14 protein-coding genes are annotated in these 12,558 nt (G+C 73.3%); 5 read left to right on the top strand and 9 right to left on the bottom strand.

Annotated features, from left to right (window positions below; translation table 11 throughout):
- Nucleotides 1-37: 37 nt before the first annotated feature.
- A complete protein-coding gene (locus tag CP982_RS02670; RefSeq protein ID WP_150508961.1) occupies nucleotides 38-1,348 on the top strand; it encodes a cytochrome P450 in 1,311 nt (436 codons plus the stop codon).
- 28 nt (nucleotides 1,349-1,376) lie between these two features.
- Here CP982_RS02670 and CP982_RS02665 read toward each other — a convergent pair whose 3' ends face one another.
- Nucleotides 1,377-1,778, bottom strand: a complete 402-nt coding sequence (locus CP982_RS02665) for a winged helix-turn-helix transcriptional regulator (protein WP_150508960.1) — start codon at nucleotides 1,776-1,778, stop codon at nucleotides 1,377-1,379.
- On the opposite strand from CP982_RS02665, the gene CP982_RS02660 reads away from it, so the two are divergent.
- Nucleotides 1,777-2,643 (top strand): NAD(P)-dependent oxidoreductase, encoded by an 867-nt coding sequence (locus CP982_RS02660; RefSeq protein ID WP_150508959.1) that lies wholly within the window; start codon nucleotides 1,777-1,779, stop codon nucleotides 2,641-2,643. The two genes, CP982_RS02665 and CP982_RS02660, sit on opposite strands and share 2 nt — an antisense overlap.
- Nucleotides 2,644-2,648: 5 nt before the next feature.
- Here CP982_RS02660 and CP982_RS02655 read toward each other — a convergent pair whose 3' ends face one another.
- The 4 genes from CP982_RS02655 to CP982_RS02640 all read right to left on the bottom strand — a co-directional run bounded on the left by CP982_RS02655 (nucleotide 2,649) and on the right by CP982_RS02640 (nucleotide 6,189).
- Nucleotides 2,649-3,620, bottom strand: a complete 972-nt coding sequence (locus CP982_RS02655; RefSeq protein WP_150508958.1) for an SMP-30/gluconolactonase/LRE family protein — start codon at nucleotides 3,618-3,620, stop codon at nucleotides 2,649-2,651.
- A 117-nt stretch (nucleotides 3,621-3,737) separates the two neighbouring features.
- Nucleotides 3,738-4,958, bottom strand: coding sequence for a serine hydrolase domain-containing protein (locus tag CP982_RS02650; protein ID WP_150508957.1), 1,221 nt, complete (start codon nucleotides 4,956-4,958; stop codon nucleotides 3,738-3,740).
- 190 nt (nucleotides 4,959-5,148) lie between these two features.
- Entirely contained in the window at nucleotides 5,149-5,586 is a 438-nt protein-coding gene (locus CP982_RS02645) for an NUDIX domain-containing protein (RefSeq protein ID WP_150508956.1), read from the bottom strand.
- Nucleotides 5,587-5,703: 117 nt separating this feature from the next.
- Nucleotides 5,704-6,189: a DUF5994 family protein gene (locus tag CP982_RS02640; RefSeq protein ID WP_150508955.1), complete on the bottom strand. Its 486-nt coding sequence runs from the start codon at nucleotides 6,187-6,189 to the stop codon at nucleotides 5,704-5,706.
- A 328-nt stretch (nucleotides 6,190-6,517) separates the two neighbouring features.
- Here CP982_RS02640 and CP982_RS02635 point away from each other — a divergent pair, with 328 nt between their 5' ends.
- The 3 genes from CP982_RS02635 (at nucleotide 6,518) to CP982_RS02625 (ending at nucleotide 9,762) form a co-directional block, all read left to right on the top strand.
- The gene (locus tag CP982_RS02635; protein WP_150508954.1) at nucleotides 6,518-7,084 is read left to right on the top strand and encodes a hypothetical protein; all 567 of its coding nucleotides are present in this window, start codon (nucleotides 6,518-6,520) and stop codon (nucleotides 7,082-7,084) included.
- Between the two features lie 401 nt (nucleotides 7,085-7,485).
- Nucleotides 7,486-8,529, top strand: a complete 1,044-nt coding sequence (locus CP982_RS02630) for a ferredoxin reductase (protein WP_150515270.1) — start codon at nucleotides 7,486-7,488, stop codon at nucleotides 8,527-8,529.
- A gap of 72 nt (nucleotides 8,530-8,601) precedes the next feature.
- On the top strand, nucleotides 8,602-9,762 hold the full coding sequence (locus CP982_RS02625) for a fatty acid desaturase family protein (RefSeq protein ID WP_150508953.1): 1,161 nt from the start codon (nucleotides 8,602-8,604) through the stop codon (nucleotides 9,760-9,762).
- On the opposite strand, the gene CP982_RS02620 is transcribed toward CP982_RS02625, so the two are convergent.
- The 4 genes from CP982_RS02620 to CP982_RS02605 all read right to left on the bottom strand — a co-directional run bounded on the left by CP982_RS02620 (nucleotide 9,679) and on the right by CP982_RS02605 (nucleotide 12,140).
- Complete coding sequence (locus CP982_RS02620; RefSeq protein WP_150508952.1) at nucleotides 9,679-10,428, bottom strand: GAF and ANTAR domain-containing protein; 750 nt, start codon at nucleotides 10,426-10,428, stop codon at nucleotides 9,679-9,681. The genes CP982_RS02625 and CP982_RS02620 overlap by 84 nt on opposite strands.
- A complete protein-coding gene (locus CP982_RS02615) occupies nucleotides 10,425-11,177 on the bottom strand; it encodes an ANTAR domain-containing protein (protein WP_150508951.1) in 753 nt (250 codons plus the stop codon). Before CP982_RS02615 ends, CP982_RS02620 begins: the two co-directional genes overlap by 4 nt.
- Nucleotides 11,174-11,605, bottom strand: a complete 432-nt coding sequence (locus CP982_RS02610) for an STAS domain-containing protein (RefSeq protein WP_150508950.1) — start codon at nucleotides 11,603-11,605, stop codon at nucleotides 11,174-11,176. Before CP982_RS02610 ends, CP982_RS02615 begins: the two co-directional genes overlap by 4 nt.
- A 142-nt stretch (nucleotides 11,606-11,747) precedes the next feature.
- Entirely contained in the window at nucleotides 11,748-12,140 is a 393-nt protein-coding gene (locus CP982_RS02605; RefSeq protein WP_150508949.1) for a DUF5994 family protein, read from the bottom strand.
- Between the last annotated feature and the right edge of the window lie 418 nt (nucleotides 12,141-12,558).

Below are 12,558 nucleotides of genomic sequence, written 5' to 3'. Positions count from 1 at the left end.
CCGCGTCGGCGTAGAGCCGCTGAACAGGAGCAGCCCCGTGGCCACCCACGCCCGCCCCGGCACGTCCCCGACAGGCCGCCGGATCCCCGAGCTCGAACCCGCCGTCGTCCGGGAGTGGCAGGCCGGAGGAGGGGAACTCGTCGACCTCTTCACCCGGGCGCGCGAACAGCTCGGCGGCGTCGCCGCGTTCAGGCTCGGCCCGCGCCCCACCGTCCTGGTCACCGAGCCCCAGGCCGTGCAGCACGTGCTCGCGCTCCACCCCGACCGGTACGTCAAGCGCTCGCACCGCGCCCGACTGCTGATCGGCGACGGCGTCCTGGCCGCGACGGGCGAGGCGTGGCAGCGGCAACGACGCCTGTTGCAGAGCCAGTTCACCGGCCGGGGCATGCGCCGCTACGAGGAGCGGATCACCCGGGCCGCCCGGACCACCGCGGACCGCTGGGCCGGTTACGCCCGCACCGGGGAGGTCCTCGACGTCGGCGAGGAGATGCGCCGCTTCGCCCTGGACACCATCTGGCGCTCCCTGACCGGGCATCCCCTCGACCCCGGGACGGAGCGGGAACTGATGTCCGTCCCCGCGGTGGTGGCCGCGCTGCCCAGCCTGCCCGCCGACAGCGCCGCCGCCCAGGGGGCCGTCGCCGAGGACCTCGCCCGCATCGACGCCGTGGCCGCCCGCGCCATCGCCGCCGCACGCGACGACGAGCCCGGTCCCGAAGGACCCGGCCTGCTGCACGTCCTGGTCGAAGCGGCGGGTACGCGACCGGAGTACACCGACCGCCTGATCCGCGACGAGCTGGTCACGCTTCTCGTCGCGGGCCACGAGACCACCGCCACCACCCTGACCTGGCTCTACCTCCTCCTGGACCGCCACCCGGCAGCGCGGGAGCGGGCCCTCGCCGCGGGCGCGGAGGGCTCGCCCCAACGGCGCGAGGCGGTCCAGGCGTTGGTCCACGAGACGCTGCGTTTCTACCCGTCCGCCTGGATCCTGCCGCGCTGTGCGACGGAGGACGACGTCATCGCCGGGTACGAGGTGGCGGCCGACACCGACATCCTGGTCTGCCCCTATCTCACCCACCGGGACCCCGCCCTCTGGGAGGACCCCGAGCGCTTCGACCCGGAGCGCTTCACCACCCCCGGACGACGCCCCACCCACCCGGGCGGCTACTACCCCTTCGGTCTCGGCGCCCGCGCCTGTCTGGGCCTGCAGTTCGCCCTCCGGGAGTCGACCGCGCTCCTCGAACACCTGCTGCCCGCCCACACCCCGCGCTTCCACTCCGTCCCGGAGAAGTCCGCGTACAGCATCACCGTCCGCCCCGACGGGCCGACTCCCGCGTCGCTCGCCGGGTAGCGGCACGTACCTGAAGGTACGTACTTGATCAAGAGTCGGCGCCGGGGGAGTCTGATCGAGGCGCGCCAAGTCCCCCGTCCGTCATCGACCCTTCCTTCGCGGCCAGGTGTTCCTGGCCCCAGGTGGAGAGCAGTTCCAGCAGTTCGTAGAGCCGACGGCCCCGGTCGGTCAGTGAGTACTCGACCCGGGGCGGCACCTCTTCGTGGTCTTCCCGGTGCACGATTCCGTCGGCCTGGAGTTCCCGGAGCTGCTGGGTCAGCACCTTCTCGCTGATGCCGGTGACCAGTCGTCTGGTCTGTCCGAAACGGCGCGGGCCGTCGGCCAGCGCCCACATGATGAACGACTTCCACTTGCCCTCGAACGCTCCGACGGCGACCGCCATCCCGCACGTGTGCGGATCGGTCACCGTCACGATCTCGGAGTTCCCCATGTCTGCTTCCCCCGTCACTGTGCTCGGCCTCGGCCCCATGGGCCGGGCCCTGGCCTCCGCGTTCCTTGCCGCGGGCCATCCGACCACCGTGTGGAACCGTACCCCGGGCCGGGCCGAAGGCCTGGTGGAGAACGGTGCCGTCGAAGCCGCGACCGCCGCGGAGGCGATCGCGGCGAGCGAACTCGTGGTGGTCTGCGTGCTGGACTACCACGCCGTCCGCGCCGTCACCGGCCCGCACACCGCCGCGCTCAAGGGCCGCACCCTGGCCAACCTCACCGCGGGCACTCCCGACGACGCTCGCGTGACCGCCGAGTGGGCCGCCTCGCACGGCATCGGCTACCTCGACGGTGCGATCATGGTGCCGACGTACCTCGTCGGCGGCCCGTCCACCCTGGTCCTGCACAGCGGCCCGGCCGATCTGTACGAACGCCACCGCGCCACCCTCCAGGCCGTCGGCGGCACTTGTGCGCACCTGGGTACGGACCCGGGCCGCGCGGGGGCGCACGACGTCGCGCTGCTCGACATCTTCTGGACCGCGCTGACCGGCGTCGTCCACGCCTTCGCCCTCGCGGGGGCCGAGGGCGTCTCCCCCCGCGACCTGGCCCCCTACGCCAAGGGGGTCGCCGGTCTCCTGCCCGACGTGATCGACGCGTTCGCCCAGCAGGTCGACACCGGCAGCTACCCCGCCGGGGGCTCCAACCTCCGTTCGGCGGCGGTCATCATGTCCCACGTCCTGGACGCATCGCGCAGCCGGGGGATCGACAGTACGGTCATCTCCGCCGCCCACGAGATCGCCGAGCGGGGCATGACGGCCGGCTACGGGGACGCCTCCTACGCTCACGTCGCCGAACTGCTGCGCGGCTGAGCCGTTCAGCGCACCTGGCGCACCGCCACCGCGTTGTAGTCGGTCGTCGGTGTGGGGGGCTCGGTGAAGCGGGAGTTGGGCAGGTAGAGGCGGTTGCCGAAGGCGGCCACGGTGGTGGGGACGCGGAAGCGGGGATCGGTGATCCGCGCGATTGCCGTGCCGCGCAGGCCCGAGGCGTCCAGGTGGAACACGTCCACGGCGTTCTGGACCTGCTGGACGACGTACAGCGTGCGGCCGAGGAGGAGGGCGCCATCGCCGTCGGGGAGCTTGTTGCCGCCGAGGTCGACGCGGCGGGCGTCGCCGCTGCGCACGTCCACGCGGTAGAGACTGCCGCCGTGCGCGTGGACGTTGATGACGAGGAGGCCGCGGCCGTCCGGCGTGCGCTCCAGGCCGTTGGTGGTGAAGCCCTCGGCCGGGGCCTCGATCCACTCCCCGCCCAGCGGCAGCGTCACGACGTCCCGGGCGGGAGGCAGCTCGCCCTTGGGCCCCAGGGGCAGGCCGTACAGCTGCTGCTGGGTGGAGTCGGTGAACCAGGCGGCGCGGGGCGTGAGGACGACGTCGTTGACGACGGTGGCGGGCCTGCCGACCTCGTACGCGGCGAGAACGCGCCCGCTGCGGCCCTCGACGACGCGCAGCTCGCGCGAGCCGCCGCCGGCGATGAAGAGGCGGCCGCGTCTGTCGCTCTTGAGGCCGACGCTCATCGCGTCCGTGCCCGTCTCGATGGTCTCGCCGCGCCCGGTGGCGAGGCTCGCGCGGTACAGGGATCCGCCGCCGAGCGAGCCGAACCAGGCGTAAGGCCCCGGCCCGATGGCGATGCCCTCGGGCCGGAAGCCGTCCGGCAGCGGGAACTCCGTGGGCCAGGAGGCCCCTGCGGCGTCGGCCGCCGTGGTGAGCGGCCCGAGCGCGGCGAGCGCGCCCAGGGCGGCGCCGGCGCCGAGAACCCTTCGGCGTGAGGTGCCGGAGACGTGATCTGCCATGGCGTACGTCCTTCCGCGGTGGGGTCGGCCGGCTGCGGCGCGGCCGACGGGCTTACGGAACCACAGCCGACGCCACCCGCCGGCGTGGGCTGTCCTTCTGGCCGGATGACGATGCTGTCATCGAGCGGGCGATGCGGGCGATGCGGGCGGGGCCGTGCCGCAGAACTCCGCCAGGAGCACGTGTCCGGCGGCGTCGGTGCCTCCGGCCCAGTCGGTGTTGAAGTTGGCCACCAGGCGGTGCCCGCCGTCCCGGGTGGTGTAGGCCATGCTCTGCGAGCCGGGCATGAAGCCGGTGTGACCCCAGATCTCCTTGCCGCAGGGCAGCTTGGCGCGGAAGATCCCCAGGCCGTCGTCCTGGCCGTCGCCGAAGCCGGGGGAGGGCACGGTGGTCGTCATCTCCTTGAGCTGGGCCGCCGGGAGCAGCTTTCCGCGCATCAGGGCCGCGAGGAAGCGGTCGAGGTCGGCGGTGCTGGTGACGACCTCCCCGGCGGACCAGGCCCAGGAGGGATCGAACTCCGTGATGTCGTGGACCTCGTGCTCGGGGTCGTCGGTGAACGTCGTGTACATCCGCCCGCTCGGCGCGGGAATCCTGGGATACGTGCCGGGCAGCGTGGTGGCGTGCATGCCGAGCGGCCTGAGGATCCGCCGCTCGGCCTCCGTCGCGTAGGGGCGGCCCGTCGCCCGTTCGACGACCATCGCCGCGAGGACGTACGCGGTGGTGGTGTAGCCCCAGCTCGTGCCGGGCGGGAACTTCGGCTCGTGCCGCATGGCGAGCGCCACGAGCTGCTCGGGCCTCCAGGTGTCGTAGCGGTGGGCCAGATACTCCTTGCCCTGGAGGTGCAGGCCCGGGTCCTCGGTGTAGTCGTAGACGCCGCTGGTGTGGTTGAGGAGCTGCCGGAGAGTCATCCGGCGGCCGTCGTGCCCGTGGCCGCGGACCACCCCGGGCAGCCACTTCTCCACGGTGTCCGACAGGCTCAGTCCGCCCTCCGCCTCCAGTTGGAGGAGGACCGTCGCGATGAACGTCTTGGAGATGCTGCCCGTCCGGAACCGGTCGCCCGGCAGGGGCGGGCGGCGCGTGGTGAGGTCGGCGAGCCCGGCGGTGCCGTGCCAGGTCCCGCGCGCGTCGTGCGCCTGCGCCAGGACGCCCGGGACGCCGCCCGCGACGGCGGCGTCCACGGCGGCCCGGGTCGCTGCGTGCCCCCGGTCCGGGGCGTCGGCTGCCGCCGCCTGCGCGGACGGCGCGGCGAGCCCGCTCGCCGCGACCGTCGAGACCGCCGCCACCACGGCGGCCAGAGTGATCCGTGCCGTGCGTGCCGTGCGTCTCCTGCGTCTCACCATGAGAACCTCCCTGTGACCGGGAAGACCCATGCTGCCTGGCGGTGGTTGGGTCATCGGTACGGTGCACGCGGTGCAACCCGTCCGGGTGGAGGCCGACCGGCGCACCGGCAAGGGGCGCACACGCCGGGCACGGGGGGCGGGTGCACACAGCATTCACGGGAGTGCAACAGGGGACAAGGGAGTGTTCCGCTCAGCGGACCGCAGTGCCGTCCGCCAGCCGCAGCGCGTCCGCCGCCGCCGGCGACAGCGTGGAGGGGTGCAGCTCCGACAGGGGCAGCCAGCGCGCGGCGTCGGTCGAGCCGTCGGTCTCCGCGACCGTTGCGGCCCCCGGCTTCAGGGTGACGGCGTAGAACAGCCCCACGAGGTGCCAGTCGATGCCCCCACGCCGTACCGCGTACGAGCGGGCGTCCAGCAGCCTGGCGTCGAGGAGTTCGCGCCCGGTCTCCTCGAGCAGCTCACGCGCGAGCCCCTGCACGGGCTGCTCACCCGGGTCGATGCCGCCGCCGGGCAGGTGCCAGAGCCCCGGCGCGAAGACGGGTGAGGCGTCGGACAGCCGGGCCAGCAGCATCCGGCCGTCCTCCACCACGACGGCGTAGGCCGAAACCCGGGTCTGCGCATGAGTGTTCATGATTGCCTGCCTGATTTCTCGCTGGGTCAACGTCGCTGGACGGGGCGTGACTTCGGCCCCACCAAGATCTTCCCTCATGGCGGCCAGGCGGTGGGCAGGTGGTGGGCCGCGCCCGGTTCACTGCGTGTCGTTCCCCGGCAGACGTCGTCGCTCCGCCGCCATGAGCGCGCTCGCGGTGAGGTGGTTCGTGGGATCGGCCGCGGCGGTCATGAGCCGGGCGGCGGTGGTGTCGACGGTGTCGGGCGGGATGACCAGAAGGTCCCAGCGGCGCAGATTGCGGGAGAAGAGCCGGATCGAGTGCGGATCGCACCCGGACACGAGCCAGGCGGCCTGCACGGTGTGGCCGGGTACGCGCAGGGTGCGGGGCGCCGTCGACCAGGTTTCGCGGTGGGAGGCTATGCGGGTCACCCGGCTCTTCTGGTCGGCGAACGCCTCGGCGAGGCCGGGCAGTTCGGCTTCCAGGTCGTCGGAGCGGGGCCACCAGGCACCGCACACGGGTCCGGGCGGGAAGCTGGGCGGGCGCAGGGCGAGCCGGGCGGGCGGCGGTGGGGCGGGGATGCGCGGGTGCGTCGGGGGCCGGTTGCGGGCGGTGGGCGCGTCCATGGCGCGGTCCCTGTCCCCGGGCGGCCGCGTGGCGGCCCGGCGTCGTGGTGCGGCGGGAGCGTTGCCGACGGAACGGCACCCGGTGAACTCCCGGTAATTCCAAGGTACTCCGCGCGCTCCGGGTTCCCGCGGCTCGCCCTCCGCGCCCGGGGCGAGGCCTCCGTCCGTGTCGGGATCACGGATCGGCTTCGCCCGGCAGCGGCCGTCCCGGCCTGGAGTAGGGTGCGGGAACCGAGGGTTCCCCGGCATCGGCTCCGGCGCCCGTGCCGTTCTCGGGGATCGACGACGCCGGGTCCGCCGCCGCGGTGCTCGGGGCAGGGTGCGTCACATGACGATGACCGAGCATGCGCTCCGGCCGCTCCGCGAACGGCCCCGTTCGCGGGTGCGGCAGCAGGGGCCCTCTCCCTGGGAAGCGGAGCGGGTCCGCCCGTTGACCCGGTGCCAGGTCACCGACCACTTTCCCGAGCTGGGCGCGCTGTATGCCGCCAACTCCGGCACCGGTCCCTGGGAAGGGAGCCAGCTGAGCCGGGCCTTCCTGTGGCGTCTGCGCCTCGACATGCGGCGTCCCGGATTCTCCCTGCTGATCGCGGAGAACGCGGCGACGACGGCGTGTGCCTATGGATTCCCCCTCAGCGCACGGCTCTTCGCGATACGGGAGATCGTCGTACGCCCTCGGGTGCGGCAGCAGTTCCCGGACCGCGACTGGAACCTGGCCCGGCGGCTGCAACGCCGTCTCCTCACCGACCACGGAGGCGTCACCGGCATCACGGTCGCGCGCCGGTCCGACACGCGGACCCTGGTTGCGCTGCGGTCCTGGGGCTGGCGGGATGTCGCGGCCGCCCCCTACGGCGGACCGCTGTGCGGCCCGTGCCGCATCCTGCTCCTCGACGTGTGAGCGTCCGTTCGTTCGGATGCCGCCGGACCGGATGATTCACGCCCCCCGTGGACATGGGCGGCGTCGCCATCCGGCCGTCCTCCGGCGAGCCCTCCGTGCCGCACCCTGGACGCCGGTGCGTCTCCGCTGGCAGGAACGGTGTGCCGGATGGCGCAAAGCCTCCCGGCGACGGTGTGGTCCGCCGCGCGGTGTGCTTCGCTCGGGCCCGACGGCCCGGCGAAGACGGCGGGTCGTCGGGGCCGGGCGGACCGTCCAGACGCCGCCCCGGCCGGAGCCCAGACCCACAGGGGAGGGGTGTCCCCGTGTCCGTGAACCCTCGCTCGTCGCCGCCGTCGTCCCCGCCGCCCGCCGTCGCCTCCCGGCCGACCGCGTGGGCCGACGGGCGATCCGCACGCCAGGCCATGACGGCCGTGTCCTGGCTGACCAGCCCGCTCTCGCCGGACGACTACCTCGGCCTGCTCGATCCGCTGTGGTCGGCACGGCACCCCGCGGGCCGGGTCACCGCCGTGCTCCCGGAAGGCCCCGCGGCGGCCACGCTGGTGATCCGGCCGGGCCGGGGCTGGCACGGGCACCGGGCCGGTCAGTACCTGCCGGTCGGCGTCGAGATCGACGGCGTGCGGCACTGGCGTACGTACTCGATCACCTCATCGGCCGCCGACGCGCCGACCATCACGGTGAAGGCGCTGCGGGGCGGCCGGGTGTCCCCGCACCTGGTCCACCGCACCAGGCCCGGCACCGTGCTCCGACTCGGCCCGGCACAGGGCGAGTTCGTGCTGCCCCGGCCGCTGCCCGACCGGCTGCTGTTCGTGACGGCGGGCAGCGGCATCACCCCCGTCATGGGCATGCTGCGCACCCTGGCCGGACACCCCGGCCCCGTACCTCCCACCCTGCTCCTGCACAGCGCGCCGCGCCCGGAGGAGTGCCTCTTCCGGGCCGAACTCGCCGTCATGGAAGCCCGGACGCCGTGGCTGGACGTCCACCTGACGTACACGCGAACGGACGGACGGCTCACCCCGGACCGCATCGCGGCGCTCTGCCCGGACTGGCGCCGACGGGACGCCTGGGTGTGCGGCCCTTCCGGGCTGCTCGACGCGGCCGAGAGGAGCTGGGAAGGAGCAGGCGTACGGGAACGGCTGCGGCTGGAGCGCTTCCGGCTCGCGCCCCTCCCGCCCCGGGGAAGCGGCGCCGTCGGCGTGCCGGTCCTGTTCGGCCGCAGTGGCGTGGAGGCGGCCGCGGGCCCCTCCGTGCCGCTTCTCGATGTCGGTGAGACGGCCGGTGTGACGATGCCGTACGGGTGCCGCCGAGGCATCTGCTTCGGCTGCCTCGCTCCGCTCGCCGAGGGGAACGTGCGTGACCTGCGGACCGGCCAAGTGCACGGCGGTCCAGGCGAGATGATCCAGACCTGCGTCAACGCGGCCGCAGGCCCCCTCGTCCTCGACCTGTGACCCGTCCGGTTCCCCGAGGAGATCCGACCGATGAGCGGTCCGCCGGGCCGCATGCCACCTCATGGAGACATCATGCCCACGACTGCCGCTGCCCCCGGTGGTTCCGCACCCGCGACGCCGGACGCCGACCGCACCGAAGAGCTGGGGCGGGAACTCGACCGGCTGCGCGCCGAGGTCGTCGCGGCACGCGGCGCGGACGACGCCCGGTACATCCGTACGGTGATCGCCGTGCAGCGCGGCTGTGAGGCCGGCGGCCGGGCCGCCCTCGCCGTGTCCCTCTTCCCGCCCGCCTGGATCGCGGGCACCGCCCTGCTCGCGGTCGCCAAGACGCTGGAGAACATGGAGCTGGGCCACAACATCCTGCACGGCCAGTGGGACTGGCTGGCCGACCCGGCGATCCACTCCACCACCTGGGAGTGGGACTTCGTCAGCCCCGCCGACGCCTGGAAGCGCACCCACAACCATCTGCACCACACGTACACCAACGTCGTCGGCCGCGACCGCGACCTCGGCTACACGATCCTGCGCATGAGCCCGGACCAGCCCTGGCGCCCGCACCACGCGCTCCAGCCGCTGTACACCGCGCTGCTCGCGCCGGTCTTCGAGTGGGGGATCGCCCTGTACGACCTGGAGGCCGACGCGGTGACGCAGGGACGCAAGAGCGTGCGCGCCTTCCTCCGCGACGCGTCGGCCACGGCGCGCAAGGCGGTGCGCCAAGGGGCCAAGGACTACGTCCTGTTCCCGCTCCTCGCGGGTCCTTCCGCCCTGCCCTGCCTCCTGGGCACCCTCACCGCCAACACCGCCCGCAACGTCTGGGCGCACACGGTCATCTTCTGCGGCCACTTCCCCGGCGACGTGCGGACCTTCACCGAGGAGCGGCTCGACGGCGAGACCCGTGGCGAGTGGTACGAGCGGCAGATCCAGGGCTCCGCGAACATCGAGGGCGGCCCGCTCCTGCACGTCCTGGCCGGCAACCTCAGCCACCAGATCGAGCACCACATCTACCCCGATCTGCCGAGCAACCGCTACGCCCGACTCGCCCCGCGCGTACGCGAGATCTGCGCCCGCTACGGACTGCCCTACGTCACCGGGCCGCTGTGGCGCCAGTACGCGTCGATGTGGGGCCGCGTGCTGCGGCACGCCCTCCCGTCACACGTGGGTTTCGGGAGCCGGTATGACGGAGGTGTCGAACGTGCCGTCGACGATGCGCCGGGCCAGGTCTGTCAGGCGTAGGTGCTGGGAACGGGCGTACGAGCGGAACGCGACGAACGCCTCGTCGACCGAGGTGTCCCAGCGCTCGGCGAGCACCCCCTTGACCTGCTCCACCAGGATCCGGCTGGCGAGCGCGTGGTTCAGCTGGGTGTTCTCCACGTGGGACCGCTCGAGCGTGCGCTGCTGCAGAATCGCGATGGTGGCCACGTCGGCGAGCGCCTGGGCGAGCGCGATCTCGTCCTCGTCCAGGCGGTGCACGGAGGTCTGGAAGAGGTTCAGGGCGCCCACCACCCGGTCCCGCAGCCGCAGCGGGATGGCGTGCGTGGTCACGAATCCGGTCTCGCGGGCCCGTGGCGTGAAGCGGGGCCAGGCGGCAGCCGCTTCGGGCCGCCCGAGGTCGATGTTCGTACGGGCCGCGCCGACGCGGAAGCACTCCACGCAAGGGCCCTGGTCGTGCTGCCGGGCGAACAGTTCGAGGAGGCGGGTGTGCTCGTCCGAGGCGGCGATGACCTGGAGTTCACCTTGGGCGTCGGCGAGCAGAATGCCCGCGGCGGAGACGTCCAGGAGCTCCACGCAGCGCGTCGAAAGGCGCTGTAGCAGGTCGAGGACGTCGAAGTCGTCGATGAGTGAGTCCGCGATCTCGACGAACACCCTCGCGAGACGCTGTTCCCGGGCCATGCCGATCATCCCTCTCCACCGTCGGGCGAATGAGGCCCGTTTCCATCGTCGTCGAATCGCAGCCGTCGGGCTACGACATCCTCCGCTACGTCACCGAGGGGGCGCTCACTGCCGAAGGCGAACCCACGCAGCCGCACCAGCGCTTCCACCAAGGTGACGCCGAGCTGGACGCTGATCATGCCGGTCGCCTGGTGCACGACCGCACGGTGCAGCCCGTCGGGCGGCCACACCGCCTCGCCGCCGCGCGTGCCGTTGCCGTTCGTCGGGCCGTGCCCGTTCAGCAGGGCCGCCGTCAGGGCGGCGGACAGCGTGTTCGCGTCCATGAGCTGCTGGTCGCTGAAGGCGCGCTGCCCGTCGCAGAGCAGGGTCAGCATGCCGAGCCGTACGGCGCCCAGGCTGAGGGGGAAGCAGCCCACTCCGCCCACCCCGAGTCGCAGCGCCGCGGGCAGCAGCGCGGGCCAGCGGTCGGGGCGTACGCGGTCCAGGACCGGTTCCAGTACGGGCACTCCGGCGTGTGCGGCGTCCGGGCCCGGGCCCTCGCCGAGGGTGAACTGCAACTCCTCGAACCGCAGGCTCAGCCGAGGGAAGCACCACAGTGGTTCCGGCGTACGGGTGCCGTTCACGGTTGCCGAGGACTCGGGGTAGACGGACACGGCGACGCCCACGACCCCCAGTGCCCGCACGCCGGCCTCCGCGGGATCGCTGCCGCTTCCCGGCCGGAGGGACCGCAGCACTTCGGCCATGCCGTCGCTGGTCACCGGTCTCCGCTCCGCTCACCGTCCCGACCGGCTCGGCAGCTCGGACCTGGGTGGACGGGCGTACCCTGCCAGGCGTCCTGGGCGCTCGCGTACCCGGGGAACCGGTCGATGAGCCCACAGGCCCGGAAGACGAGGCGGGTCGCCGAACCCGTGTACACGAGCCGGATCCAGCCGTGCCGCACCCGGCAGTCGGCCCAGGCCTCGTTCAGCGGCCCCAGGACGCTTCCGTCCATGAAGGTCACGTCGCTGAGATCCACGATGAGGCAGAGCCGTCCGGCGCCGGCGCGGGCCAGGCGCAGGTCACGTGTCAGCGGCGCGACGGTGGTCAGGTCCAGCTCGCCGTGGGCGCGGACCAGACGGCAGTCGTCGAACAGAAGGGGAAGAGAGGGCTGGCCGGACGACTCCGGCAGGTTGGGTTTGGGGCGCATCCGCGCCATCTCCTGAAGGCAGGGTGGTGCTTCGTGTTGCGCAGAGCCTCTGTTGCGCTGGACGGCTTCCACGGAGAGGGCCGGGTCTGGGGCGACCGTGTGGCGAGCGTACTGGGCGCGCGGGGCCGTATCGGCGCAGTCTTCACTCTTCCGTGAAGGCGGCGGCCATCAGCCGCGGCCCTTCCGCATCGTCGGCCAGATGGGGTACGACCAGCAGGTCCCATCGCCCGGCGCCGGGCGCGAGCAGACAGACCGTGGCAGGGGCGTGTACGGCGGTGCTGCCGTGCAGATGGAGCACGTGGCCCGCGCAGAGCATCCGGCCGGGAAAAGCGGACCAGGTGGCGCTGCGCACGGTGACGTGGACGATCCGGGCCCAGGTGTGCGGCAGCGCGCGCAGCAGCTGGGGAAGCTCGGTGACCAGGTCGTCGGTGTGGGGCCACCAGACGCCGTCGATGCTGCGGGGACCGCCACCGGCGGGAGCCAGGCGCAGCCTGGTGAGGGAGTGGGGGCGGGGGCTGGTGAGGGGCGCGGTCATGACGGTCTCCTTCGGGGGCGGTGAGGTGGGCGCAGGAGGAGTCGGGCACGGCGGGCCCGCGCACGTCGCGGCGCTTGGTGGTGATGGCGTGGGTGAGCCCGCGCTCCAGCGCTGAGTCGTCGTCTCTGGGGAGCGGGACGACCTGTCGTCCGCCGCGGGCTCGGTGGCCTGCGGGACCGCGCTGCCGGACATCTGGACTCCTTGACCTCGGTTCCGGGGAACACGGCCGGGGGCAAGGGCCGGGCAGGGGGACGGCTCAGGGATGGGCCGTCTCGCTGGTATGGGTACGACGTGCCTGCGATCTGTGGCCGGGAGGCCGGGTGCGCGACGGCGGTGTCGGCAGGCGTTTCAGCAGGGTGTCGACCGTCGGCCTACCGGTGCCCGCGTGACCTCGCACCGCAGCGCGCGCGGCCGCGCA

Origin of the sequence: Streptomyces spectabilis (assembly GCF_008704795.1) — a bacterium.
Taxonomy (GTDB): domain Bacteria; phylum Actinomycetota; class Actinomycetes; order Streptomycetales; family Streptomycetaceae; genus Streptomyces; species Streptomyces spectabilis.
This window is presented reverse-complemented; position numbering and strand designations above follow the sequence as displayed.